26 protein-coding genes are annotated in these 23,888 nt (G+C 37.6%); 21 read left to right on the top strand and 5 right to left on the bottom strand.

Annotation, left to right across the window (positions count from 1 at the left end; genetic code table 11):
• Positions 1-8 precede the first annotated feature (8 nt).
• From H6614_08600 to H6614_08585, 4 genes are read left to right on the top strand one after another with little or no spacing between them, the layout of a single operon-like run.
• Positions 9-1,445 carry a DUF935 family protein gene (locus H6614_08600; protein MCB9243718.1) on the top strand — a complete coding sequence of 479 codons (1,437 nt, stop codon included), beginning with the start codon at positions 9-11 and terminating at the stop codon, positions 1,443-1,445.
• A gap of 24 nt (positions 1,446-1,469) precedes the next feature.
• A complete protein-coding gene (locus H6614_08595; GenBank protein MCB9243717.1) occupies positions 1,470-1,889 on the top strand; it encodes a DUF1320 domain-containing protein in 420 nt (139 codons plus the stop codon).
• On the top strand, positions 1,889-3,226 hold the full coding sequence (locus H6614_08590) for a hypothetical protein (protein ID MCB9243716.1): 1,338 nt from the start codon (positions 1,889-1,891) through the stop codon (positions 3,224-3,226). Before H6614_08595 ends, H6614_08590 begins: the two co-directional genes overlap by 1 nt.
• A 51-nt stretch (positions 3,227-3,277) precedes the next feature.
• A complete protein-coding gene (locus H6614_08585) occupies positions 3,278-3,823 on the top strand; it encodes an NUDIX hydrolase (GenBank protein MCB9243715.1) in 546 nt (181 codons plus the stop codon).
• 3 nt (positions 3,824-3,826) lie between these two features.
• On the opposite strand, the gene H6614_08580 is transcribed toward H6614_08585, so the two are convergent.
• Positions 3,827-4,288 carry a hypothetical protein gene (locus tag H6614_08580; protein ID MCB9243714.1) on the bottom strand — a complete coding sequence of 154 codons (462 nt, stop codon included), beginning with the start codon at positions 4,286-4,288 and terminating at the stop codon, positions 3,827-3,829.
• 69 nt (positions 4,289-4,357) lie between these two features.
• Between H6614_08580 and ruvB the strand changes: the two genes are divergently transcribed.
• From ruvB to H6614_08555, 5 genes are all read left to right on the top strand, one after another.
• Positions 4,358-5,416 carry a Holliday junction branch migration DNA helicase RuvB gene (gene ruvB, locus H6614_08575; protein ID MCB9243713.1) on the top strand — a complete coding sequence of 353 codons (1,059 nt, stop codon included), beginning with the start codon at positions 4,358-4,360 and terminating at the stop codon, positions 5,414-5,416.
• 29 nt (positions 5,417-5,445) lie between these two features.
• Entirely contained in the window at positions 5,446-6,483 is a 1,038-nt protein-coding gene (locus tag H6614_08570; GenBank protein MCB9243712.1) for a DUF3829 domain-containing protein, read from the top strand.
• Positions 6,484-6,547: 64 nt separating this feature from the next.
• The gene (locus H6614_08565; protein MCB9243711.1) at positions 6,548-7,120 is read left to right on the top strand and encodes a rhodanese-like domain-containing protein; all 573 of its coding nucleotides are present in this window, start codon (positions 6,548-6,550) and stop codon (positions 7,118-7,120) included.
• Positions 7,121-7,600 carry a DoxX family membrane protein gene (locus tag H6614_08560; GenBank protein MCB9243710.1) on the top strand — a complete coding sequence of 160 codons (480 nt, stop codon included), beginning with the start codon at positions 7,121-7,123 and terminating at the stop codon, positions 7,598-7,600.
• Complete coding sequence (locus tag H6614_08555) at positions 7,600-8,046, top strand: DUF1573 domain-containing protein (GenBank protein MCB9243709.1); 447 nt, start codon at positions 7,600-7,602, stop codon at positions 8,044-8,046. The genes H6614_08560 and H6614_08555 overlap by 1 nt, the downstream gene beginning before the upstream one ends.
• A gap of 55 nt (positions 8,047-8,101) precedes the next feature.
• Here the strand turns inward: H6614_08555 and H6614_08550 are convergent, their stop codons facing one another.
• Entirely contained in the window at positions 8,102-9,478 is a 1,377-nt protein-coding gene (locus H6614_08550) for an MATE family efflux transporter (protein ID MCB9243708.1), read from the bottom strand.
• A 116-nt stretch (positions 9,479-9,594) separates the two neighbouring features.
• Here H6614_08550 and H6614_08545 point away from each other — a divergent pair, with 116 nt between their 5' ends.
• The 4 genes from H6614_08545 (at position 9,595) to H6614_08530 (ending at position 14,812) form a co-directional block, all read left to right on the top strand.
• A complete protein-coding gene (locus H6614_08545) occupies positions 9,595-11,985 on the top strand; it encodes a TonB-dependent receptor (GenBank protein MCB9243707.1) in 2,391 nt (796 codons plus the stop codon).
• A gap of 71 nt (positions 11,986-12,056) precedes the next feature.
• Complete coding sequence (locus tag H6614_08540; GenBank protein MCB9243706.1) at positions 12,057-12,557, top strand: GAF domain-containing protein; 501 nt, start codon at positions 12,057-12,059, stop codon at positions 12,555-12,557.
• Positions 12,550-12,834 (top strand): HU family DNA-binding protein, encoded by a 285-nt coding sequence (locus H6614_08535; protein ID MCB9243705.1) that lies wholly within the window; start codon positions 12,550-12,552, stop codon positions 12,832-12,834. Before H6614_08540 ends, H6614_08535 begins: the two co-directional genes overlap by 8 nt.
• Positions 12,827-14,812: an SPOR domain-containing protein gene (locus H6614_08530; GenBank protein MCB9243704.1), complete on the top strand. Its 1,986-nt coding sequence runs from the start codon at positions 12,827-12,829 to the stop codon at positions 14,810-14,812. Before H6614_08535 ends, H6614_08530 begins: the two co-directional genes overlap by 8 nt.
• Here the strand turns inward: H6614_08530 and lnt are convergent.
• The 3 genes from lnt to H6614_08515 are packed head-to-tail and all read right to left on the bottom strand — an operon-like array spanning position 14,802 to position 17,499.
• The gene (gene lnt, locus H6614_08525; protein MCB9243703.1) at positions 14,802-16,457 is read right to left on the bottom strand and encodes an apolipoprotein N-acyltransferase; all 1,656 of its coding nucleotides are present in this window, start codon (positions 16,455-16,457) and stop codon (positions 14,802-14,804) included. The two genes, H6614_08530 and lnt, sit on opposite strands and share 11 nt — an antisense overlap.
• Entirely contained in the window at positions 16,454-17,014 is a 561-nt protein-coding gene (locus H6614_08520; GenBank protein MCB9243702.1) for a phosphatase PAP2 family protein, read from the bottom strand. The genes lnt and H6614_08520 overlap by 4 nt, the downstream gene beginning before the upstream one ends.
• Before the next feature lie 5 nt (positions 17,015-17,019).
• Positions 17,020-17,499, bottom strand: a complete 480-nt coding sequence (locus tag H6614_08515) for a 2-C-methyl-D-erythritol 2,4-cyclodiphosphate synthase (protein ID MCB9243701.1) — start codon at positions 17,497-17,499, stop codon at positions 17,020-17,022.
• An 80-nt stretch (positions 17,500-17,579) separates the two neighbouring features.
• On the opposite strand from H6614_08515, the gene H6614_08510 reads away from it, so the two are divergent.
• The 8 genes from H6614_08510 (at position 17,580) to H6614_08475 (ending at position 23,887) form a co-directional block, all read left to right on the top strand.
• Positions 17,580-18,020 carry a GNAT family N-acetyltransferase gene (locus H6614_08510; protein ID MCB9243700.1) on the top strand — a complete coding sequence of 147 codons (441 nt, stop codon included), beginning with the start codon at positions 17,580-17,582 and terminating at the stop codon, positions 18,018-18,020.
• Complete coding sequence (locus H6614_08505) at positions 18,017-19,204, top strand: S-adenosylmethionine:tRNA ribosyltransferase-isomerase (protein ID MCB9243699.1); 1,188 nt, start codon at positions 18,017-18,019, stop codon at positions 19,202-19,204. Before H6614_08510 ends, H6614_08505 begins: the two co-directional genes overlap by 4 nt.
• Before the next feature lie 80 nt (positions 19,205-19,284).
• On the top strand, positions 19,285-19,773 hold the full coding sequence (locus tag H6614_08500) for a redoxin domain-containing protein (GenBank protein ID MCB9243698.1): 489 nt from the start codon (positions 19,285-19,287) through the stop codon (positions 19,771-19,773).
• 13 nt (positions 19,774-19,786) lie between these two features.
• Positions 19,787-20,731: a bifunctional riboflavin kinase/FAD synthetase gene (locus H6614_08495; GenBank protein MCB9243697.1), complete on the top strand. Its 945-nt coding sequence runs from the start codon at positions 19,787-19,789 to the stop codon at positions 20,729-20,731.
• A 16-nt stretch (positions 20,732-20,747) separates the two neighbouring features.
• On the top strand, positions 20,748-21,020 hold the full coding sequence (gene rpsO / locus H6614_08490) for a 30S ribosomal protein S15 (protein ID MCB9243696.1): 273 nt from the start codon (positions 20,748-20,750) through the stop codon (positions 21,018-21,020).
• A 15-nt stretch (positions 21,021-21,035) separates the two neighbouring features.
• Positions 21,036-23,159 (top strand): polyribonucleotide nucleotidyltransferase, encoded by a 2,124-nt coding sequence (gene pnp, locus H6614_08485; protein ID MCB9243695.1) that lies wholly within the window; start codon positions 21,036-21,038, stop codon positions 23,157-23,159.
• 5 nt (positions 23,160-23,164) lie between these two features.
• Positions 23,165-23,470: an STAS domain-containing protein gene (locus H6614_08480; GenBank protein MCB9243694.1), complete on the top strand. Its 306-nt coding sequence runs from the start codon at positions 23,165-23,167 to the stop codon at positions 23,468-23,470.
• A 69-nt stretch (positions 23,471-23,539) separates the two neighbouring features.
• Positions 23,540-23,887 carry a nitrite reductase (NAD(P)H) small subunit gene (locus H6614_08475; protein ID MCB9243693.1) on the top strand — a complete coding sequence of 116 codons (348 nt, stop codon included), beginning with the start codon at positions 23,540-23,542 and terminating at the stop codon, positions 23,885-23,887.
• Position 23,888: the final 1 nt, after the last annotated feature.

The following is a 23,888-nucleotide window of genomic DNA, read 5'->3' as shown; positions in this document are numbered from 1 at the left end:
ACCACAAAATGGAATTAATTAATAAACTTAAGCGATCCATTTCAGATTCCTTAATAAAATTCGCTGCTGATAAAAAACCTTTATCAACGAATCCCGCTATGGATAGCAAAGTTGTACGTCATGGAGGATTTAGAAATGTATTTAGTTTGTACACGGAAGAATTTTCTGGGCTAACAGCATATAATATAAAACATTATTTTGAGGCAGCACGGAAGGGGTTAAATTTTTTTAAGGCTGCACTCTTTGAAGATATTAAAAGAAAGGATATGCAGATCGGCGGTGTCTGCCAATCTAGGAAACTTGGAATAACGGGCAGATATAAACTGAATAGGATCGAAAACTTCATCCATTGCAATGATAAAAATATGAAAGACTTTGTTTTAGAAAATCTTTCCCAGATAAACTTACCTGGATTCTTTTCTGATGTTGTAGATGCAAGTGTAACAGGAGTAAGTAATTTCGAGATAATATATAGGGCAAATGGGAATAGTATAACAATTGATAAAATACAAAAAATTCCAAACGAGCTAATTGTATATGATGAATTGGGTGACAGATATCTCTACCTTTCCCCTGAAGAAAGAGATATATTTAAATTGAGAAGTATGACGGCCTCAGCTTATAGTGGCTTCGATGATCGACTTGATATCAATAAACTATCTCTTATTGAACTACCCGAAGAAAAAGTTCTTGAAGTTCATGCGCTAGATGGAAATGCGGGTAATGGACTAATGAACGGATGTATAGATGCTCTCATATGGGCTTTCTTTTTCAAAAGTTACCTTATAAAAGATCTGGCAACATTCCTGGAGCTTTTCGCTATCCCCGCGATTATTGGGAAGTACGACCCCTTAATGAGCCGGGAGGACAGGGTTAAGTTCGACACAGCAATCCGTGATTTTGGCAATCATTTTAGGATGGTAATGAGTAAAGATGCAGAAGTAGAATTTGTAACTGATACAAATAAAGGAAGTTCCAATGAAATATATCACCGCACTCTTGAATACTGGGATAAAAAAATAGCCATCCGAATCCTGGGACAAAACCTCTCAACTGAAGTTGACTCTGGAAGTTATGCAGCAGCGCAGGCACATAGCATTATTAGAAATGATTTCCTTATCTCTGATATGATTCTATGTGAATCAGCAATGAATACCCTGATAAAAAAGGTAATCGATTTGAACTTTAGCAACGCTAAAGTTTACCCGAAGTTCGAATTTCCTGAAACTAAATCCTTGGAAGACAAAAAGATGCTAAGCGATATATACAGTTCCCTCAGCAGTTCAGGCTATCACCTAGACAAAGAAGAAGTATCTAAAGAACTTGGCATAACAACAACTCCTCAATCTGAGATAATTAGTAAATTAAGAGATCTTACTAAGGATCGCTCGAGAAATGGAGAAATGGAGAAATTCTTGACTGATACCCTTGAAGAAACTATTTAATTGACAATCTAAACCGATAAACAAATGGCATACTCTACACAAGAAGACATACTAAAACGTATTAGAAAGCGCGAGCTTGACAAACTGATCGAAAGTCTGGACGGCGAACCTGATTCCGCCGACATCCTGACTGAGGCGATCTCGACCGCCGATAGTATAATCGATGGATACCTAAAAAGCGTCGTAAAGGCACTCCCTCTGACGGAGGTTCCCGAGGCAGTCATTGACTGTTCAGCAAACATTGCAATCTACATTCTTCACTCCCGCATTCAGTACCACGACGTGCCGGAGTTCTGGAAGGAAAGATACGATAACTGCATCTCATACCTGAAGGATGTTTCAAAAGGTCTGGCCAATATAGAGGCAGTTATAGATGAGGATGACCAGCAGGATAGCTTAAAAGCCTACTCCAATGAGAATGTTTTTAATAGGAATCTGTACTGATGGAAATAAAAAGTCTTAATGATCTTCTTCCTAATTATAAATCTCTGCCTGCTTTAGAGAAGTGGCACATGTCAGGTCACCTTGAAAAAGGGATAAAAGGTGGTGTTAGAAGCGGGAAGACATATGCACTAATGGCTGAAGCGTTATACCTTGCATACTGTAACCGCCCGTTTTTTCATTTATCTCTCTCTCCATCATTTGATAATGCATGTGATACTGTTGTCGTTGTTTTGGAAGAACTTTGTGTTCGAAATAAATTGGAATACAGATGGATAAAATCAAACCGAACATTTCAATTCTGGCTTGAGAATGATAAAGATAACCACGCAAATATCCTCATTTACGGCTCGGAAATGTCGTTTAAAGGCATTACTGCCGCGTCCGGCGATATAAACGAACCCTTCTCAATTCCAAAAAAGAATATCCTGGTTTGGTGGGAAAGAATATCCCATCCGGAAGCCGCGCGGCTCGTTCGCCTCTGGGGAGGAACCGCCGAACCCGACAAGATGCAGTGGGGCTGGGAATACTGGGATAAAGAGAAAATAGAAAATGAGGACTCTTATATAGCAACCATCACCACGTATGACAATGTATATTTGACCGATGATTACAAAAGAAGATTAGAAGAAAAATACGATAGTCGTATGCGTGAGGTTTATATGATGGGTAAAAATATAAACCTATCGGCGGATCGCGCTTACTATGCTTTTGATACTGAAAGGTCTGTTGTGAAACAAAACCAGGTACAAACAACCAAAATTATCATCGGCTTCGATTTCAATGTGGATCCTATGTGCGCAATAGAGTTAATCATAGACGAAGATGTTCGAACTCAGGTCGATGAGTATGTAATTCATTCCTCAAATACAGGTGAACTCTGTGAGTACATTATTATGCGACTTTTACAAAAATACAATAGGGAAGATATTACATTGATCATCACAGGTGATGCGTCAGGCAGGGCTTTGAAGACCGCTAGCTTCGGTAGAACGGATTATATGATCATAAAAGAAGCATTCGAGAGAGCAGGATTTAGCTTAGATTTATATATCCCGAACAGTAATCCCCCCGTCCGCGATAGAATAAACTTTACTAACAAACTCTTTGAAACAGGTAAATACCTGATAACAGAAAATTGTAAGCAGTCAATCAAAGATCGCGGTCTCGTAACATGGAAACAGGGAACCGATGGCTTCATTATAGATAAATCGCGTCGGGATATATCACATTTATCAGATGCAGGAGATTACGCGCTTTGGGCTAGCAAAAAAGTTGAAAGTAGTGAACAGGATTACTTTACAATTCAACAAATGGGAAAAGCAAGAGAGTACCTCTAAACCGACTCGTATTAATTAAACAAAAGAATTAAGTTATTATAAATAAAACTTTTGAAAAAAAATAAACCTTTCTGGAAAATACTCTCGACTAAAAAAGGGTTCGCTGGTGACTGGATAGATATGGACATTGACCGCGTTGAGCTTCCCGATGGGAAGGTAATCGAATTCGAAGCGGTTCATTATCATAATAACGGCGTGGGCATTGCCGCGGAAAATTCAGAAGGAAAGGTGATCCTTGTTAAAAGCTATCGGTATATAAATGATTTCACCGGTTGGGAGATACCAGCAGGCACTATCGATAAAGGCATACATCATTCCGATGTGATAATTAAAGAACTGAAAGAGGAAGCAGGGTGCGAGGTAAGCAAGGAGGATCTAACTTACCTAGGCTACCATTACGCATCTATCGGTTCCAGCTCACAAAAATTTCACTGCTACCACGCAAAGAACGTTAAACAGGTCACAACTGAGCTGGATGAAAATGAGATCCTCGATGCAAAATGGTTCACAAAGGATGAGATAAGGAAAATGATAATGGATAACGAGATAAAAGATGGATTCAGTCTTTCAGTACTCCAGAGGATATTGCTTCAGTAGTGATTACACCGGGATAGTTTTGCTCCTGTTATTTATTATGTCCAGATCTGAACGCTTTGGAAAGTTAAGTATTACATATACTCCTGCTACTATCATTCCAAAAGTCGCATACACCAGGTTATAATTTATAAACAGGTTAGTAACAATTGCGAATATACCTCCCAAATCGCAGAGAAAAAAAGAAATTATGTAAACACCGGCAAAAGTATTCTTGAAGTTGTCCTTGTTTATGTTTTTTAACCTTGCTTTCCGGAGATAGATGGAGGAAATGCATAGTATTGGTGCCGCAATCACCGAAATTAAGTTAAGTATTGCCATATCTTTATTAACATTATTAGAAGCTACTATCAAACCAAGGCTATAAATAACAATTAGCCCCACTACTATACTGATCCCAATTACACGTATCTTTCGGGTTTCAACCAAAAAGCGAACTTCCTCGACTAAGTTTACAGGATTTTCCATATTCCTTTAAAATTGTTTGTATTTTAAATTAATATTATTTTAGAGGAATATTAACCCTTAAATTCATATATGTCAAGAAACGGAACAATAAGCACTGCTGAGAAACTTCCTGATGATGATATGGATTTCGTTACCAGGGTTAGACCTCGAGAATTCAACGAATTTGTTGGACAGGAAAAGGTTAAAGAAAATCTAAAGATATTTATTGAAAGCTCCAAAAAACTTAATGAATCGCTCGACCATGTACTTTTTACCGGTCCTCCCGGTTTAGGGAAAACAACTCTCGCACATATCATTGCAAATGAACTTGATACGGATATTATAAGTACTTCCGGTCCCGTAATAGAGCGTCCGGGGGATCTTGCCGGTATGCTGACCAAATTAAAGGAAAAGGAAATACTCTTTATAGATGAGATACACAGGATCCCGAAAGTTGTGGAAGAGTTTCTATATTCTGCAATGGAAGAGTACCGGCTGGACATAGTGGTGGACCAGGGACCGGCTGCTAGGAGCATCCCACTAAAGCTGGAAAGATTTACCTTGATTGGCGCAACTACTCGACAGGGGTTATTATCCTCACCTATGCTGGACAGATTCGGGATAACAGCGCACCTCGACTACTATAATAACGAAAATCTGAGCAGCATTGTAAAACGATCTGCAGAAATACTCGGGATCGAAATAACAGAAGAGGGGTGTCATGAGATTGCAAGAAGAAGTAGGGCAACACCCCGTATTGCTAACCGTTTACTGCGAAGAACCAGGGATTTTGCGATAGTCAAAGGCAACGGAAAGGTGGATAAAGAGATAGCAGAGTATGCTCTCGAATCATTGGGAGTAGATGAGTACGGATTGGATAAGATAGATAAAAAAATCCTCGAAACTATAATAGTAAAGCACGATGGCGGTCCCGTAGGGCTCAATACGATCGCGGCTTCGATTGGTGAAGATGCCGGGACCGTAGAAGATGTTTACGAACCATTTCTGATTATAGAGGGCTTTATAAAAAGAACACCAAAGGGCAGGGAGGCTACGCCGCATGCTTACAAGCATCTTGGAATACAAAAACCTCAAACAAGCAGAAAAGGACCACAGGGGACTACTTTATTTGACAATAATAAAGATTAAATCTTATGGGCACAAATTATAGAAATTTCTTGATTATTTTAATTTCCGTTTCAGTTTTCCTTGGATGCTCTCTATTTAATAAGCTGAAAGAAAAGCTTTCCGAGAACAAAGAAGGGGAAAATATTGAAAAAACGGAAAACAGGGAGGAAACCGATAGGTCGTATATGGATCTTGAATTTTATAACTCCTATATAGGGGTTATGAATAAACTTTCCGAATCCGTCGAGAATGTACAAAAAGCATACCTTCAGAACGTACCCGAGCCAACATCGATCAAGAAAAATACTTTTATCATAATAGTAATGGCTGATACATATCTAGGTTTTCTTGAGAGGGATTATAAGGAGCAATATCGTTCTATGTACGATGGCGGAGATCTAAGCAAACTGGAAGCATCCGAAGAAATGAAAACTACAGTTGAAGGTGACTTCAAAGATCTGCTGAAATCGATCGATGATTATATGAAAACAGCAGACAAGGTTATTTCATACTATAAAGACGGTGATTTTAAAAGTGACCTTTCAAAGGCAGTTCCTTATGACGAGGAAATGAAGAATGCATACAAAAAGTATGAAGATGCGGATAAGAAGATCATGGCAGATCTAAAAAAATATAAACCCGAAAGAGAAGTAAGGGATCCAGATGATTACTCAAATCCTGATGAAAAATCCGTAGTAATCTTGGAGAATGCATATTTTAATACTTTAGATCAGGCTGACATTTATATGGAAGAATTTAGAAAAGCTCCAGATAAACCGGACCTTGTTGAGTTAAGGAAACAGCATGATCAGCTGGAAAAAGTGTTCAACGAAGAATCCGCTAAAGTTCAGGATGCACCTTTCACAGAAAAATCCAAGTATTTAAAATACAGCTATGAAGATTATTTTGCTAAAATGGTGAAAGGACTCTTTGACAGCTCAAATGATTATATGAAGAAAATGGAAAAGGGTAATTTAAAGGATTATGAGTATAATAATATATATGACGCAGTCATTAGAAATTATAATAATGTTATAAATTCATATAATACTTCAATAAATAATTTGAATAGTTTTGTTGTTTATTAATACTGGCATTATGCATGATGTTTTAAGAACTTATTTTATATTTTATTGTTAGAATTTTAAGAATATGAAGAAAACATTAAAGCAAACACTGATATTACTTTGTATAGCAATTTTCCTGGGATTCCTGGTAAATTTTATTAATCCCAATGGCGTTCCTCTTGTTATGGATACGGAAAAGTATTCAAAAGATACTGAGGAACCTGGTAAAGTGCTAGACCAGCTGGGAAATGACGGAAAGGATCTTGATCTCTCAAATCCTGACCTTGGCAATACACATCATGAGACAAAAGAGAGCACAAAACCTGTGAAGATCAACTATGACTTCGCAAAGCAATTGTTTGATAGAAAAGCGGTTTTTGTAGATGGCAGACCAGCAAATGAGTTTGCAGAAGGTCATATCCCGGGTGCTATAAATATCCCTTATGCAGATATCCGTGAAAAAACTCCGGAGGATAAGAAGAAAATGGTACAAAACATAAATGAGAGCGCGGTGATAGTAACCTATTGCAGCGGCTCTCATTGCGATATTAGTATAGACGTAGCGTATGAGTTGTTCGATCTTGGATACAAAAATATCAATATCTACCTTGGTGGTCTGGAAGAATGGGTAGAGAAAGGATACCCGACCGAAAAGTAGATGAGCTTTCTTTACAATAAATACTTCCAGATGCTTCTCCGGTTAGTCATCGGGGTCATTTTTATTTATGCATCACTTGACAAGCTTTTCAATCCGGCTGATTTTGCAATTGCAGTAAAAAACTACCAGATATTACCCCTCGGATTAGTTAATATTTCTGCAATAATTATTCCATACGTTGAATTTATTGCGGGTACCTTTTTAGTATTTGGGTTATTAAAGAAAGGAAGCTCTTTTACGATTTCTGCTCTATTGGTGGTCTTTTTAATAGCTTTAATTAGGGCTAAATTAACCGGTTTGGATATAAACTGTGGTTGTTTTTCTATTGATTCAAATGCGCCAAAATCCGATATTTCTATAAGGATTTTTGAGGATATTCTAATGCTGATCGGTTCGCTGATCATTTATTTTTTCTGCGAACCAAAAAAGGAAGCCAAAAATACGGCAAATACAGAACTTAAAACTCAAGGAGAAATATAATGTCAAATTTTTTAAACAGTAATGGAGGTAAAGCATCATTCTTTGCAATCGGACTAGCTGTTATTGCTGGAATAATGTTTTTTGTAATATCAAATAATAAGATCTCAGCCTCAAATTCGTCAGCTCATCTTGTATTCAGTGAAACTGTCCATGATTTTGGTACAGTACCGGAAGGTCCGCAATTGGAATATAACTTTAAGTTTGTAAATAAAGGAAGCACTCCTTTAAAGATAGATAAAGTCACCACTTCCTGCGGTTGTACCGGTGCAACAACAAACGGAAAAGAAGAATATGGTAAGGGTGAAGAAGGATCTGTCCATGTTACATTTAATACACGAGGGCGATCAGGAGTACAGGAAAAAACATTGATGGTATTTTCAAATGACTCAAAAGAACCTCAGCAAACTTTAAAAATAACCTGTAATATAGATCCAAACGCTAACTAATATTAATAAAGATTAATCGATTTTTTAACCCTCCCCTTTTACAGAGGAGGGTTTTTTATTCCACTTCCTTGATTTCTTTTAAATGATCTTTTTCTTCCAAAAGCTTGAGTGATTTTAATTTCCACTTCCCTCTCTTAAACCAAATCGCCATTAAGATACCCTTGCCTAGGTTTGAAATAGCAATAGCAAGCCAGATTCCATTTAATCCAAGCCCTGGTGAAAGTAATGCCGCAAGCGGAATACGGAGAATGTTGAAAGGCATTGTTATTATTGCCGGCGGCATTGTATCACCCGCTCCTGAAAATGCTCCTTCCAATACAACCTCAACGGCAGTAAAGACTAACACAGCTGAAGCAAACTTGTTGTAGTCTGAAGCTGCATTTATCACTGCTAAGTCTGAAGTAAAGATGGAAGCAATTTCCGAACTAAACATAAACAGACCTATAGAATATACAAGAACGATACTTCCACAGACAGCAACAATCCTCCATGCTATGTTTTCTGCCTCATCTTTCTTCCCGGCACCAAAGCTATGACCCACCATTATTGTTGAGGCGAGTGTAAATCCCATACAGATTTGGAATGCTACAGATTCCGATTTATGTCCGATCCCCATAGCAGCCAACCCGGTTGATCCGTATAGTGCAACAAATCTTGCTACAAAAACATATATCATAGAAAAAGCCATTCCGTTAACTGCAACGGGTGTTCCAATTTTAAACGTTTCCTTTACTATAGGGAGATTTATAGTGTATTTTTTTATTGAGCTAAGAAGATCCCTGCGCCGGGCAATAACATATCCGATAATGTATGAAAGTAAGTATGAAAACAATGTCGCAAAAGCAGCTCCGCTCAGTCCGAATTTCAATATTCTTTCATTTCCTATCTGAATTCCGAATATCAGTAAAGGGGTTGTAAAAAAGTTCAAAGCTACGGCAAAAAGAAGTAGGTAAAATGGTGTTTTTGTATCACCATAACCCCTAAAAACAGCACTAATGGCATCTCTTAGTGCAAGACAGGGCAGACCTATCAAAATGGGGATGAGATATTGATTTGCCTGTGAAACCTCTGTATCATTGAGCCCCATAATATAAAATAATCCCGGGATAACTGGGATCATCGCCCAGCCTATTAATATAGAGAAAAGAAAACTATTTGTTATATTAACTGTACTTACTTTTTTTGATAAATTAAAATCTTTAGCACCAACAGACTGAGCTACAAGTGCATTAAGACCAAGAGAAATTACTTCAGTCAGGGAAATGACACCCCAGACTATAAATGTAGCAACAGTTAAGCCAGCTAGCTCCAAGCTGCCGAGTTTCCCCACCCAATATGCATCAATAATGGAAAAGGAAGATTTTGTAATTGTATATAATACAGCCGGGAGAGCTAAAGAAAGTATCTTTTTATTAATAGAAACGCCTGTCATGTGGTTACTTAAAATAAAGGAATTGAATTAAATATTAAGTACACAAAAAGGGCTAATCAAAATACTATTTTCCCTCCTTTTTATTTTCATTATATTAATAAATCATTTTCTGCCACATGTTTAAAAGCAAAATTATTTTAAATATTATAATCTTAGTTGTTATTTCCTTAACTTCGATACCTCTCTTTGCCCAAAATGATGATGCCGAGCAAACAGGTATTAAAGTTAAAGGATGTATCCAAGACTTTATCTCTAAGGAAGTGCTGAAAGGATGTTCTATTCAATATATGGAAAACGATAGTATAGTACTGATTGTGTTTTCAGATGATAAAGGTATATTTTCACTCAGTATTGATACCGCAAAGAACTCATTCATAAGACTTTTGAAAGAGGATTATGAAACCAGGATCCTCCCGACATCTACTCTTTCGGTTGATAATTTAGACACTATTTTTATGGTATCGTCAAAATACATAACAGATGAGATTACTGTTGAAGGTAAACTTCCGTTTATGCAGGTAGAAGATGATAAGTATATCTTTAATCTCGACAAGGAAATTATATCGGGTTCACGCACACTTGCCGACCTTTTAAGAAAGATTCCCCTACTATCAATTGATCCGGAAGGGAACGTTACTCTAAACGGCTCAACACCACAATTTTTGATGGATGGGCGTAAAACTGATATATCTAGCTTTCTAAAACAATTCCCGGCTGATATTTTCTCAAAAATTGAGATCCTTACCAATCCGTCGTCGAAATACAATTCAGTTTCGGGTACAGGAATTATAAATCTTATCACAAAAGAGGAGACAGGTTATAATATATACGGAAGTGTAAACGCGGACGTAACAAACCAACTAAATTATAATGGTGGTGCGAACCTTAACTATTACAAAAACAAGTTTAACATTGGGTCAAGATACAGTAACTCACATTATAATAATGATATCGATTATACCTCCAATAGGCTAAGTTATCTTGATAGCTCAACTCATGAAGTAAATTCATCGTCTACTTCCGGATATACTTCAAATTACGGTTCGATCAGTTCGGATTACTCTTATGGAAAGGAAAACTATTTTGGATTGAGCGGAAGATTTAATTCAAATAATAGCAACAACTCTTCGAATACAGATGAATCAGATATTAACTCAAATAATGTTATAACAAATTTTCAAAGAGGTGTTCAAAACTTTAGTAATAAACCATATTCGCTTCATCTAGCTGCTTATAATAATATTACCAAAGGTGAAAGCGAATTTTATAGCGAATATGATTTTGAATATAGGAAATATAATTCTTACAATAACTTTACTGTAGAAGACTTATTTAATAATAATGATTCATATTTGCGAAACGAATCTACATTAAATATTAGTAGAAATCATACATTAAAGCTCGATTACTTAAACAGAATTAATAAAACATTTGGGATAGAAAGCGGATTATACGGTGAATTGAATTACATAGAGAATAACTACTCAAACTCATATTCATCTGTGGATTCGACCAGTGTCAGCCCAAACAATTTTTACTACAACAATGATATTGTTGGTGTTTACACAGACGTCTCTTTTAAAATACTGGAATTAAGAACAAAATTTGGTGGTAGATTAGAATACTATTATAATTATGGAAATCAGAAAACGACCGGCGAAGAATTTGATAATTCGTATCTTGATATTATGCCATATATAAATTTATCGTATAAAACCAATGACTTTACAACGATGAAATTTTCTTATTCCAATAGAGTTTCTCGCCCGGGCTATAGTAGACTTAACCCTTATAAAAAGTATTCTGACCCTTACCACTATTCAGTTGGAAACCCATATCTTCAGCCCGAACGGAGACAGAATTTTGAAATTGGATTTAACACCCTATTTGAACAACTAAACATAAACTTCTCAATATTCTATAAATTAGCGACTAATGTAATCGAACGGACAGTAAAGCTTTTAGAGGGGAATGTAGCTGCCTCTACCTATGACAATATTTCCACATCGAAAAGTTACGGATTGAGTACCTATCTGACAGGTCAATTATTTGAAGTCTTTAATTTGAACGCAGGATTCAGGGCAGATAAATTAGACTATTCTAATTATACCTCTGGGGGATGGAATTATAATCTGAATGCCGGAGTATATGGAGAACTTAAAGACTTATTCTCATGGGGCGCAAATTTCTATTATTCTGCTAACTCGTATTCATACCTATCTTCTCACGGAAGTTTTCAAAGCTTATTTTTATACTTTGGAAAGGATTTATTTGATGAAAAGCTAAACATTGCAGTAAATATTATGAATCCATTTAATAAAAATACTTATAATTCGGATATTTATGGGGAAAATTTTAAACAAACATACAAAAGTACATATAATGCTCAATTATTTTCGCTGTCAGTAAGCTATATATTTGGTGGAAGTGAAGATTCCCAGATTAAGAAAAAAAATAATGATAGGAAGCCTAAAAATACTCCGTCGGATGAAGGGGGCTTGAAATAATTACTGCAAATCCTCCATTTCAGTTTATATTTTAATTCTATTCCTATAAATTAAAAGTATAAACTACTCAATTGGCTCACGAAATAAAAATTCCCAAATCGGCTTCAAAAACCGACATCTATGATCTGTTAATAAAACAGATTGACTTTTTATTAAAAGATGAACATAATATAATATCAAATATTGCAAACATTACATCTGTTCTTAAATATTCTCTTCCGGGAGTGATCTGGGTTGGGTTTTATTATTACGAACCAGCTACAAATGAACTGGTACTTGGACCTTTCCAGGGAAAAGTTGCTTGTACACGAATCAAATCAGGCCAAGGTGTTTGTGGACAGTCACTTGAAGGAAAAGAATCCATTATAGTTGAAGATGTAGAGAAGTTTCCAGGACATATTTATTGTGATTCCGATTCACGCTCTGAGATTGTGATCCCGATAATATCGAGTGGTACCCCAAAAGGAGTCCTTGATCTTGACAGCGACAGCATTGGAAATTTCGATGAAACAGATAGATTGTATCTTGAAAAGCTAATAGAAAACATTAAGTATTTATTTGAAAATGAATAAAAAATCTCTTTTAAATAAGATAATATATAAAAGTACCTTACGAAAGGATACAGCTGAAAAAATATTTGATAGGATGTTTGAATTAATGAAAGAAAGTGTAAAAGAGAATAAAGGCTTTGGGATTGATGAATTTGGTAACTTTGAGGTTATCCATATACATATGCGAAAAGAATTCGACAGCAAAAAGAAATCTGAAGTCTTAATTCCTCCTAAAGATAAGATTTTATTTACACCGTCTGGAATTTTGCTGGATAATATAAACGAAACCGTTGAATAAAGATGAACTTGTTATAAAACTTGCCGAGGAATTCGGTATCTCAACCATCGACATTTATCAATTGGTAAACTCTGTTATAGATTCGATGTCAAACGCACTGAGAAAGGGTAAAGATATAAATATTAGCGAGTTCGGCAAGTTTAAAGTTATTTCGAGAAAAAAGGGAGAAGGCGTATATAAGACCGTTTCATTCTCACCTGTTAAAAAATTTACATTTGAAGTAAACTCAAAATATAACAATCTTTCACCAACTATTCTCAGACCGTCAACAGACAAAGATGATGAAACAGCTGGAATAAATAAAAAAGCTCCATTCAAAAGAGATATTGAATATAAAATATTACCAGAAAACATAAATCCCAGAGTAATGGAAAACAAAGATAAATATGACCGAAGTATCATTCGTGATGATCTTTCTCAAGATTCATCATCTAATGAGATAAATGATTTCATTAAAAGTAAGTTGGAAAACCCAGAGGGAGAACATATTTCCGGAGAAAAAGACATGAAAAATTTTGAATTACCGCATAGCCTGATAGAGCTTCACAAAGATATCACAAGTGAAGAAAAAATAGAGGACATTTTGCCCAGTCCGGATCAACTACCTGAAATTGATGAACTCGCAAGTATCGAAAGACTGATCAACGAAAGGAAAAAGGCACTCGAACAATTAACTCCCGAGCATCAAACCGAGGAAAGGGATGAATCAACATCGATGCAGGAACATGATATCAAAGATTTTGCAATAGACGATAGGGATAAGTTAGAGGAGTTTAAAACTTTCGAAGATGAAAGGAATGCAGAACTAAGTAAGATAATAGCGGAAAGAAATAAAATAATAGAAGATATTAATTCAATGGTCGAGCAGGTAGATGAAATTCCACCCATAAACGAGATACATATTGAAGAAAAACCTATCCAGGGAGAAAAGCAAGTTGAATTTGAGAAACCATTGGAGGAAATACCTGTTGACAAATTTGAGCCAGCACCTGAGATCCAACAGGAAGAAGATATGACTCTAAAAGAGGATAAGTCAGAGGAAACGAAATTCAAGTATGAAGAGACAGAATTACTTCATGAAAATTTTGATCCTATTGCTAGCGATGATGATATAAACAAGAATACTGATTATACAAAAAATGACATATTAATACCGGAGGATGTTGAAGAACTAAAATCGGGGATATTAGAAACAAGAAGTGATGCTAAAAGCTTCGAAGATATTTTTGAAGCCAAGACAGATCCACTCCCTGATAAAAAGGAAGTCGAGAAACCAATGCAAATCCGGGAGGAAAAGGAGTTAATTGAACCTCCTGTATCAAAAATTCCCGAACTCAAAACTTCTCAACCCTCTCCGATCCTTTCACAATCCCCATCATACATTAAAAAGGATCAAGAAAGAGAGCAGATGTACAAGGAAAAGTCCGAAAAATCTCGTAAAAAGGGTTACTGGATTGGAGGAGCTATTGTAGCATTCTTAATTCTAATGGTCTATCTGGCTTCAAACACGGGCAGTTTTACACCACCGCCGGAAAACAAAAACGACCAGGTCAATACGGAACAGCAAAACACACCTCTGCAAAGCAGTGAACAAAAAAGTGAACAACAAAATCAAACTTCAAAAGAAAATATACCGCCTGTAACTACAAACCAGGAACAGAATACGAAAAAAGCACCCGAGACAAAGGAGGAAAAGACTCAACAAACTCAAACACCTCCTGCTCAAGAAGAGGTTACATTTGACAAAACCCTTAACGTAGCTTTTGTTAACGCACCGGACGGAATCTATATTCAAACAGCATCCTTTAAGACAAAGTCAGATGCTGATAAGTCGGCCTCCAAAATATCGGCAGGTAACAAAAAAGTTTCCGTCGTTCAAGCTGACCTGAGGGAAAAAGGTACATATTACAGAGTCAGGATCGGTAAGTTTGCATCAATGGAAGAAGCAAGGGAGTTTGCCGGGAAGCTTAAGAAGTAGTTCGTTTACGAAATTTTAGCCCAATAGCGATAATTAATGTTGCTATTGAGACCAGAATCATAATTTTAGAGAAAACGTCACCATGAGTGGTATAAAACGTTTTCTCTTTTCTTATGCCTATCTCCGAATTAATAATAGCCCGTTCATTTACATTTGAGACGTCATACATGTTTCCATAAGGATCGATAGTACATGATATTCCAGTATTGGCGCTTCTTGCTATCCATCGACGGTTCTCTACTGCCCGGAAAGTTGCATACTGATTGTGCTGGTAGGTCCCGAATAGTTTTCCCCACCATCCGTCATTTGTAATTATAACCGAAAACTCCGCTCCCATATCTACATAATGAGCAAAGAATTCCGGAAAAACGGATTCATAGCATATAGCCGTATTGAATTTGTATTTCCCATCCAGGTCAAATAAAACAGTGTCCTTCCCAATCTGGAAATTACTCAACCCAACCGACCATTTAATAAGATCACGAAGGAATAAAAGTCTGTTCTGGTATGGCATTCTTTCGCTTCCGATTACAAGCTTAAACTTATCGTGTGTCTGATAATCTTCTTTTTTAACATTTTTCTCCATAAGAATCGCTGTATTAAAAATATCGTATTTTCTTCCGTCCGAAAATTCCCGTGCATCAGGAGGAACATAGCCTGTATCAGGGTAATAAAGAATGTCCGGCGTACCGATAAGTACGGGGATGCCTTGTTCCTGCACAAACGTTTTTATAATAGCATGCTTGGTCTCGTTCATAGGCATACGAAGGACATATGGAAGCGAAGTCTCCGGTAAAATTATAAGTTTAGGCCTTGGCTTATGATCCGCTGCTTCTTCCATAAGCTTAACATACTCCTTTGTAATCTCAAACTGATCACTGCCCCATTTAAACCATGGGTTCTTGTTCGGCTGAACTATACCAACATCGATCTTTCCATCTTCAAAATTCTTTGTGTATTTTTCACTCGGTGATGTAATAAATGCATAAAAATCCGGAATGAAATATATAAAGATTATAATTACTCCAAGTATTACTGTTTTGCCACCTTTCAATTGCCATTCCCTGTTAAGGAGCTTCCTCACTCCAAAGAATAATAAAATTGCAATTATTGTTATCCAGAGTGTTACTGTATACATCCCGGTGATATCAATATATTGAACTTTGTGCAAATTATATGTCTGCGTATATGCCAGAGAAAGCCAGGGAAACGTCAGTTCATTAGTTGTCTGCAGGTATTCAAATGCTATCCATATAGGCGGAAGAAATAAGAGAATCAATTCCTGGTTCTTCTTAAATTTCATATTCCTGGCGACAAAGAAAAAAATGACCGTTGGAGGTAGTAAATAAACGATCGGATGGAGCACGGCTGTCATAAACCCACCAATAATCATAAAATACTCCGGTTTTGTAAAACCGCTCAGTCCTATCCATGAAATCGAGATCATTTCCCAGATAATAAAGATCAGATAGGTTCTAAATATAACCTTTTTATATGTAGTTGCCGTTGTTACAATGTGGATATAAATAGCAAAGGCTATAAAGACCAGGAAGTAAAGATTTACCGGGGGAAACGAGAGACCGAAAAAGATCCCTGCTGTGATACAAAGTGTTGTCTTGTTCTTGAGAAAATCGGGAATATTCAATTTTGCAAGATTTTGAACTTCTCGTTAAACTTTTTCCATATGTAAACCAACAGCATAGCCCATAAAATTCCTACTGCCGCTCCGGCCACCAGGTCGAACGGGTAATGCACGCCGCAAAATACTCTCGAAAGCGATATGATAGTTGCTGCAATATAAAACCACCATTTTAATTTCGGATAAAAATAAGTAAACAGAAACGCAGCAGCAAAATTATTCATTGCATGGTTAGATGGAAACGAATATGAATCGTTGCATCCTACAAGCAAGTTTACATTTGGAAGGGAGTGACATGGCCTTACTCTTCCAAAAAATTCTTTTAAGAGATTTGAAAACTGGTCTGTTCCGAGTATCAGTATTATTGCAAGTATAACTGCAACCCTGCCTCTCGTCCCGCCTTTGATAACCAGGTAAAGCCCTACAAGAAAGTAAAAGATGTACCAGTGTTTAGTCTCGGTGATAAACGGCATGAAGGAATTGAAGAAGGGATTTGCCAGCGTCTTATTGAAAAAGTAAAACAGCCAGGAATCTATTCCATCGAAAATCATCTCTAGGCCCATACGATTTATTTATATAATAATACAACCGAGTAACATGCACAGCCTTCACCTCTTCCGACACCTCCCAATCCCTCGTTTGTCGTCGCTTTTATGGATATTGTATCACAGTTAATAATTCCCGATATGTTCTTCTTCATTTCCGGAATGTGCGGGTATATCTTTGGGTCCTCCAGGATCACCATTATATCAGTGTTTGCAATCTTCCAACCGGCTGAATCGGCAAGTTTCATTGATTCTTCCAATAATACAAGACTGGATATATCCTTGAATTCCGGGTCTGTATTTGGGAATTGATGCCCTATATCTTCAAACCCTGCTGCTCCAAGAATAGCATCACACAAAGAATGCAGAAGTACATCTGCATCGGAATGACCATCCAATCCCATAGAATAAGGGATTTCCACTCCGCCAAGAATGAATTTTCTTCCATCAGCGAACCTGTGGATATCATATCCAAAACCTATCCTGAAATTGGGGGTTTCCATCATTCAAAATTAAGTTTAATTATTAATATATACGAGGTATTTGGATAAAAAATATGCATCATTCTCATTATTTTGAGTATATGGGAATTAAAATCTGCAAAACAGAAGAAATACTCCCTCTCAGGATGTTAGTACTGCGGCCGGGCAGACAGGTCGAAGAAGGAAAGTTTCCGGGCGATGAGGATCCATCAACTTTCCACCTGGGATTATTCGAAGGAGATAAACTTATTTCGATCGCCTCCTTTTATAAAGAGGATAAAAAAGGTTATGACGGTGTTGGTTACCGTCTTAGAAGCATGGCAACAGATCCCGTTTCACAGGGCAAAGGCTACGGTAAAAAGATACTGGACTTTGGAATAAACGAACTCAAAAATAGGAAGGCTGATTATCTCTGGTGCAACGCAAGAACAAAGGCAACCAGCTTTTATAGAAATTTCGGCTTCTCGATTATTTCGGAAGAGTTCGAAATCCCCACGATCGGTCCTCACTTTGAAATGATGTTAAAACTGGATCAAGATTGAATGACCCCAAGAAAATACGCATCGAGAATTACTCATACGAACTTCCGGAAGAAAGGATTGCCCGCTACCCTCTTGAAAAACGGGATTCCTCTAAGCTGCTTGTTTACAAGGACGGAAAAATTTCCGAAGATATATTTAGTCATATCGCAGAATATATTCCCGAAAATTCAGTTGTAATTTTTAACGATACAAAAGTTATCCAGGCACGAATATTGTTCGAACGTGAAGGCTCAAAGCCTATAGAGATATTCTGTCTTGACCCGCATAATAAACCTCTAGAAACAGCCCTCAATGCAAAAGAGCAATGTACATGGGTATGCATGATCGGCAACTTGCGTAAATGGAGATCCGGAATACTCGACAAAGATTTTAAAAACGGAACACTCCACGCCGAACTAAAAGGTAATGCCGGGGATAATTATCTCGTAGAGTTTTCCTGGGAACCGGACGGTATTACATTTTCAGAGATCCTTGAATCGATCGGCGAGACTCCCATTCCCCCTTATCTTAAGCGAAATGCTGAAGAATCAGACAGAACCCGTTACCAGACAATCTATGCAAAACATGAAGGGTCCGTTGCTGCGCCAACTGCTGGACTTCACTTTACGGATGAAGTGTTAGCAAAACTTCGGCAAAAAAACATTGAGATGGGGAAAGTCACCCTTCATGTAGGAGCAGGAACATTCAAGCCGGTAAAATCGGAGCTGATCGGTGAGCATGCAATGCATAGCGAATTTGTAACCATTCCGGCGAGGACAATCGACCTTTTGACCGAAAATAGAAATATTGTTTGTGTTGGTACTACTTCTTTACGTACAATAGAGAGTATTCCTTATATAGCAGCTAAAATATTTGACCCGGAAATAAGAATTGATCAATGGGAGCCATATAATGATCAATTTTTATCAAAAACTGACCAAAATCCGTTAAAAATCATCCAAAATCACCTCGAAATGACCGGAAATGACCACATTTCTGCTCAAACAGGTATTATGATCGTACCGGGATTTAAGTTTAAATATACCAATATATTAGTTACAAATTTCCACCAACCGAATAGCACATTACTTTTGCTGGTTTCAGCCTTTGTGGGCAATGATTGGCAAAAAATATACGATTTTGCTCTCAAAAATGATTTCAGATTCCTCAGTTACGGAGATTCATCCATTCTCTGCAGAAATTAATTTCATTGTTACTATTTAAGGTATTAGCTATATTTAATGTTCATATAATTTAGCAACTTAAATCTTAGGAAGGGAATTAGATGTCTTTAAAAGTTGGCGATAAAGCCCCGGATTTTACACTCAAATCTAAAAACATGACCGGGGAAGTAAAGGATTATTCTCTTAGTGATTATAAAGGGAAAAATGTTGTCTTGCTGTTTCACCCTCAGGCTTTCACAGGTGTTTGCACAGATGAGATGTGCAGCATAACAGACGGACTAAATGAATACAAGGACTTGAATGCTGAAGTACTTGGCATTAGTGTTGATTCCATCTTTACACTTGATGCATGGTCAAAAGCAAACAATATAGGTATTCCACTATTAAGTGACTTTAACAAGGAAGTTATTAAATCATACGATACAATTTATCCGGACGGCGGGTTTGGTTTTGATATGAATGGTGTCTCGAGAAGAAGCGCATTTGTAATAGATAAGGACGGGGTTGTACAATATGCTGAAGTTTTGGAAAGTGCCGGCGACCTTCCTAATTTTGATAAAATCAAAGAAGTTCTCGCAACGCTTTCTTAATGCGTTTGCTTATATGAAGATTGCAAGAGACCTTAACGAAGTAGAATTTGACAGGAAAAGCGCGGTAACAGTAGGCACGTTCGACGGTGTACACCTGGGACACAGACAGATAATTAATGAGGTTAATAAAGTAAAAGAGGACAAAGAATTAAGAAGTGTTGTAATAACATTCGACCCGCATCCTCAAATCGTTCTTAGAAATAAAGCTAAAGACATAAAGCTTTTAAACACAACAGAAGAGAAACTGGATCATTTTCGTGAGCTCGACATAGACCTGGTATATATCATAAACTTCACCAAAGAATTCTCACAAACACATGCAGTCGATTTTTACAAGAACTACCTTATAAACGGGGTAGGACTGTCCGATTTGGTTCTCGGCTATGACCACATGTTCGGCAAGAACAGGGAGGGCAACTTTGAGACACTGAAGGAATTAAGTAATGAATACGATTTCGAAGTACACAAGATAGATGAATTTGCGCCGGGCGGTGAGCATGTAAGCAGTACGGACATAAGACACGCTCTTGAAACAGGGGATATTCCCAAAGCAAGCAGGCTTCTCGGAGAGCGGTATTCTATCACAGGTACAGTGGTCCACGGTCACAAGAAAGGACGGGAACTTGGTTACCCGACTGCTAATATCGAGCTTGATTCACATTTTAAGCTTATCCCAAGACTCGGCATTTACGCCGTTCAGGCTGAACTAGAGGGTAAGAGATACTTCGGAATGATGAGCATTGGATATAACCCGACGGTTACCGATGAAAAGCAGCTGAGAATAGAAGTTCACATTTTCGATTTTGACGAAAATGTTTACGGCAAGAAGATTAAGATAAATCTTCTTGAATATCTCAGGGAGGAAAAGAAATTTGATTCCCTGGATGAATTAATAAAAGAAATGAATTCCGATAAGGAAAAAACATTATCAATAATAGAAAAACTAAAGAATAACTAAACATTTAAAGAATTAAATGGGACTAACAACAGAAGAAAAAAAGGAGATCATCACTAAATTTGGTAAGAATGAAAAGGATTCCGGAAAACCGGAAGTTCAGATCGCTATCTTAACAAAAAGGATAAAGGACCTCTCCGCCGACCATTTCAGCAAACACAAGAAGGACCATCACTCAAATACAGGTCTTCTTAAAATGGTAGGGAAAAGAAGAAAACTCCTGAGATATCTGGAAAACACAGACATCGAAAGGTACAGAAAGGTTGTAAAAGACCTTGAACTCAGAAAGTAAACATTCAAAAAATTAATGACACACAGAAAAAGTATTGAGATTGGCGGTAGAACGTTAACGCTCGAAACAGGAAAATTAGCAAAACAGGCAGGGGGAGCGGTTCTGGTATCGCTTGATGAAAACGTTGTGTTATGCACTGCTACGGCTAAAGACGAACCAAATCCCGGTCAGGATTTTTTCCCGCTAACTGTTGATTACAGGGAAAAAACAGCATCGGTAGGAAAAATTCCCGGCGGATTTTTCAAAAGAGAAGGAAGACCATCAGAAAAGGAGATCCTCTCTTCAAGATTAATAGACAGACCTATCCGTCCAATGTTTCCGGATGGATTTTTTAACGAAACACAGATATTATGCTCGGTGTATTCATCTGACGGCCAGGTAGATCCCGACGTGATCGCGGCTACCGGCGCATCCGCAGCATTATTGATCTCAAATATACCTTTCGACAATCCCATAGCAGAGGTTAGAGTCTCAAGGGTCGACGGACAGCTTATGATCAACCCTACTCACGAACAATTGGATAAAGCAGATTATGATATTACTGTTGCAGGTACAGTTGATTCTGTAGTTATGGTCGAAGGTGAAGCAAATGAAATCTCTGAAGATGAATTTTTGGAAGCGATTAAGTTTGCTCACAGCAACATTGCAAAACTTTGTGAATTCCAGAAGGAATTTGCTGCTGAGGTCGCAAAACCAAAAATGGAGGTAACGCCTCCTGAAGTTAACCAGGAATTGCTCAGCCAGATAAACGATCTATATTTAAATGAAATAACTGCGATACTTTCCAATCCTGATCTTAAAAAGGCGGAAAGACACGACGCTAAGAAAGAACTTGATACAAGAGTTTTAACTACTCTAGAAGAAAAATACACAGCCGAAGAAAAGGAATTCGATGCAAAAGAAGCAGGAGAAATAATGCATGATATACAGAGCGATATTCTCCGTAACAGGATACTAAAGGAAAAGATAAGGCTTGACGGCAGAGGGCTTACCGACATTAGAGCAATTTCATGCGAGGTAGGAGTTCTCCCGAGAACCCACGGCTCGGCGTTATTCACTCGAGGTGAGACACAAAGTTTAACAACAGTTACTCTTGGCACCAAAAGAGACGAACAGCTTATCGAAGGATTAAAGGAATTGTCTACAAAGAGATTTATCCTTCATTACAACTTCCCGCCCTTCAGTACAGGTGAAGTTGGCGGAAGACCGGGACCGGGACGTAGAGAAGTTGGACACGGTAACCTGGCTGAAAGAGCATTGAAGAAAGTTCTTCCTTCCGAGGATGATTTCCCATATACTATCAGGGTAGTATCTGATATACTTGAATCAAACGGGTCCTCATCTATGGCTACTGTTTGCGCAGGTTCGATGGCACTTATGGATGCCGGTGTTAAGACCAAGATGCCTGTTGCGGGTATTGCGATGGGTCTCATAAAAGAAGGTGACGATGTAGCTGTGCTGTCCGATATTCTCGGCGATGAAGATCACTTCGGCGATATGGACTTTAAAGTTGCCGGTACCGAGAACGGAATAACATCCATCCAGATGGATATTAAGATAACCGGTATTTCTTTTGATATCATGCAGACGGCATTGACGCAAGCAAAAGCAGGAAGGCTTCACATACTCAGCAAGATGAACGAAGCTATTTCTGTACCGAGAGAGTCGATCTCAAATTATGCACCGCATCTCTATTCAATGTATGTACCAGTTGATATGATCGGTACTGTGATCGGACCGGGTGGTAAAATGATAAGGCATATCATTGCGGAAAGCGGAGCCGAGATAGACATCGACGACGAAGGTAAAGTAACAATTGCGGCAGTAAGCGGAGACAGCGCTCACATCGCTAAAGATATGATCGCGAAACTTACCGAAGTACCTGAAGCAGGTAAGACATACACCGGTAAAGTAAAATCTATCAAAGACTTCGGAGCATTTATAGAAATACTTCCGGGAAAGGAAGGACTTCTCCATATCTCTGAAATAGATCATAAACGTATTAATAAAGTTGAAGATGCTCTTAAAATGGGTCAGGAAATAGAGGTTAAGCTTCTCGGCATTGATAATATGGGCAAGCTAAAGCTCAGCCGTAAAGCGCTTCTGCCTAAACCCGAACGTCAACCTGAAAAACAATAATTATAATGAAATTCGAAGTAGACAAACAGCCTGACAAGACTATTTTTAAACTTGAAAACGATACTCTCGGTCATGAACTCGCCGCAGATCTAAAAACTGAGTTACTATTTCTGCAAAAGGAAATTGATAACCAGTTCATAATAGACCTCGGCGACGTGATAAAATGCGACAGCAGCGGTATATCATGCCTGCTTATGTCTGAAAGAGTAGAAAGAGAAAAGAACAGGAAACTTATTCTCAGGAATGTGAATGAAAGCGTGATGGATATTATAAAAATTGCGCGCCTTGAGAGAGTTTTCGACTTCGAATAAGATTTCGTTTTATATTTATATTCAAGCTTCTTATCATAATATTTTGGTAAGAAGTTTTTTTATACCTATATGGATAAAGACTACGTAAAACTTTGTAAGACATCTGAAGTTTACAATAAAAAAGGAAAACTGTTTCGGATAGACGATGAAACGGAAGTTGTCATATTTAAAGTAAATGACAATTTCTACGCAGTGGATAACGTCTGTCCTCATAACCATTCTCCGCTTATCTATGATGGATATATCGAGGGAATGTATGTAGCCTGCCCCGTTCATGGATTCCAGTTCCACCTGGAGACCGGAGAACAACCTACAAAGATGGGGTGCAAACTGAGAACTTTTCCTCTAAAAATTGAGAATGAAGTTATCTATGTAAAGAAGCCGGATAGAAAGATATTCGATTTTAAATGGGACTGAT

The sequence above is a fragment of the Ignavibacteriales bacterium genome, assembly GCA_020635255.1.
GTDB lineage: Bacteria > Bacteroidota > Ignavibacteria > Tepidaquicellales > Tepidaquicellaceae > JAEYVS01.
The sequence above is the reverse complement of the archived record's forward strand: the minus strand, read 5'-3'. Positions and strand labels throughout refer to the sequence as shown.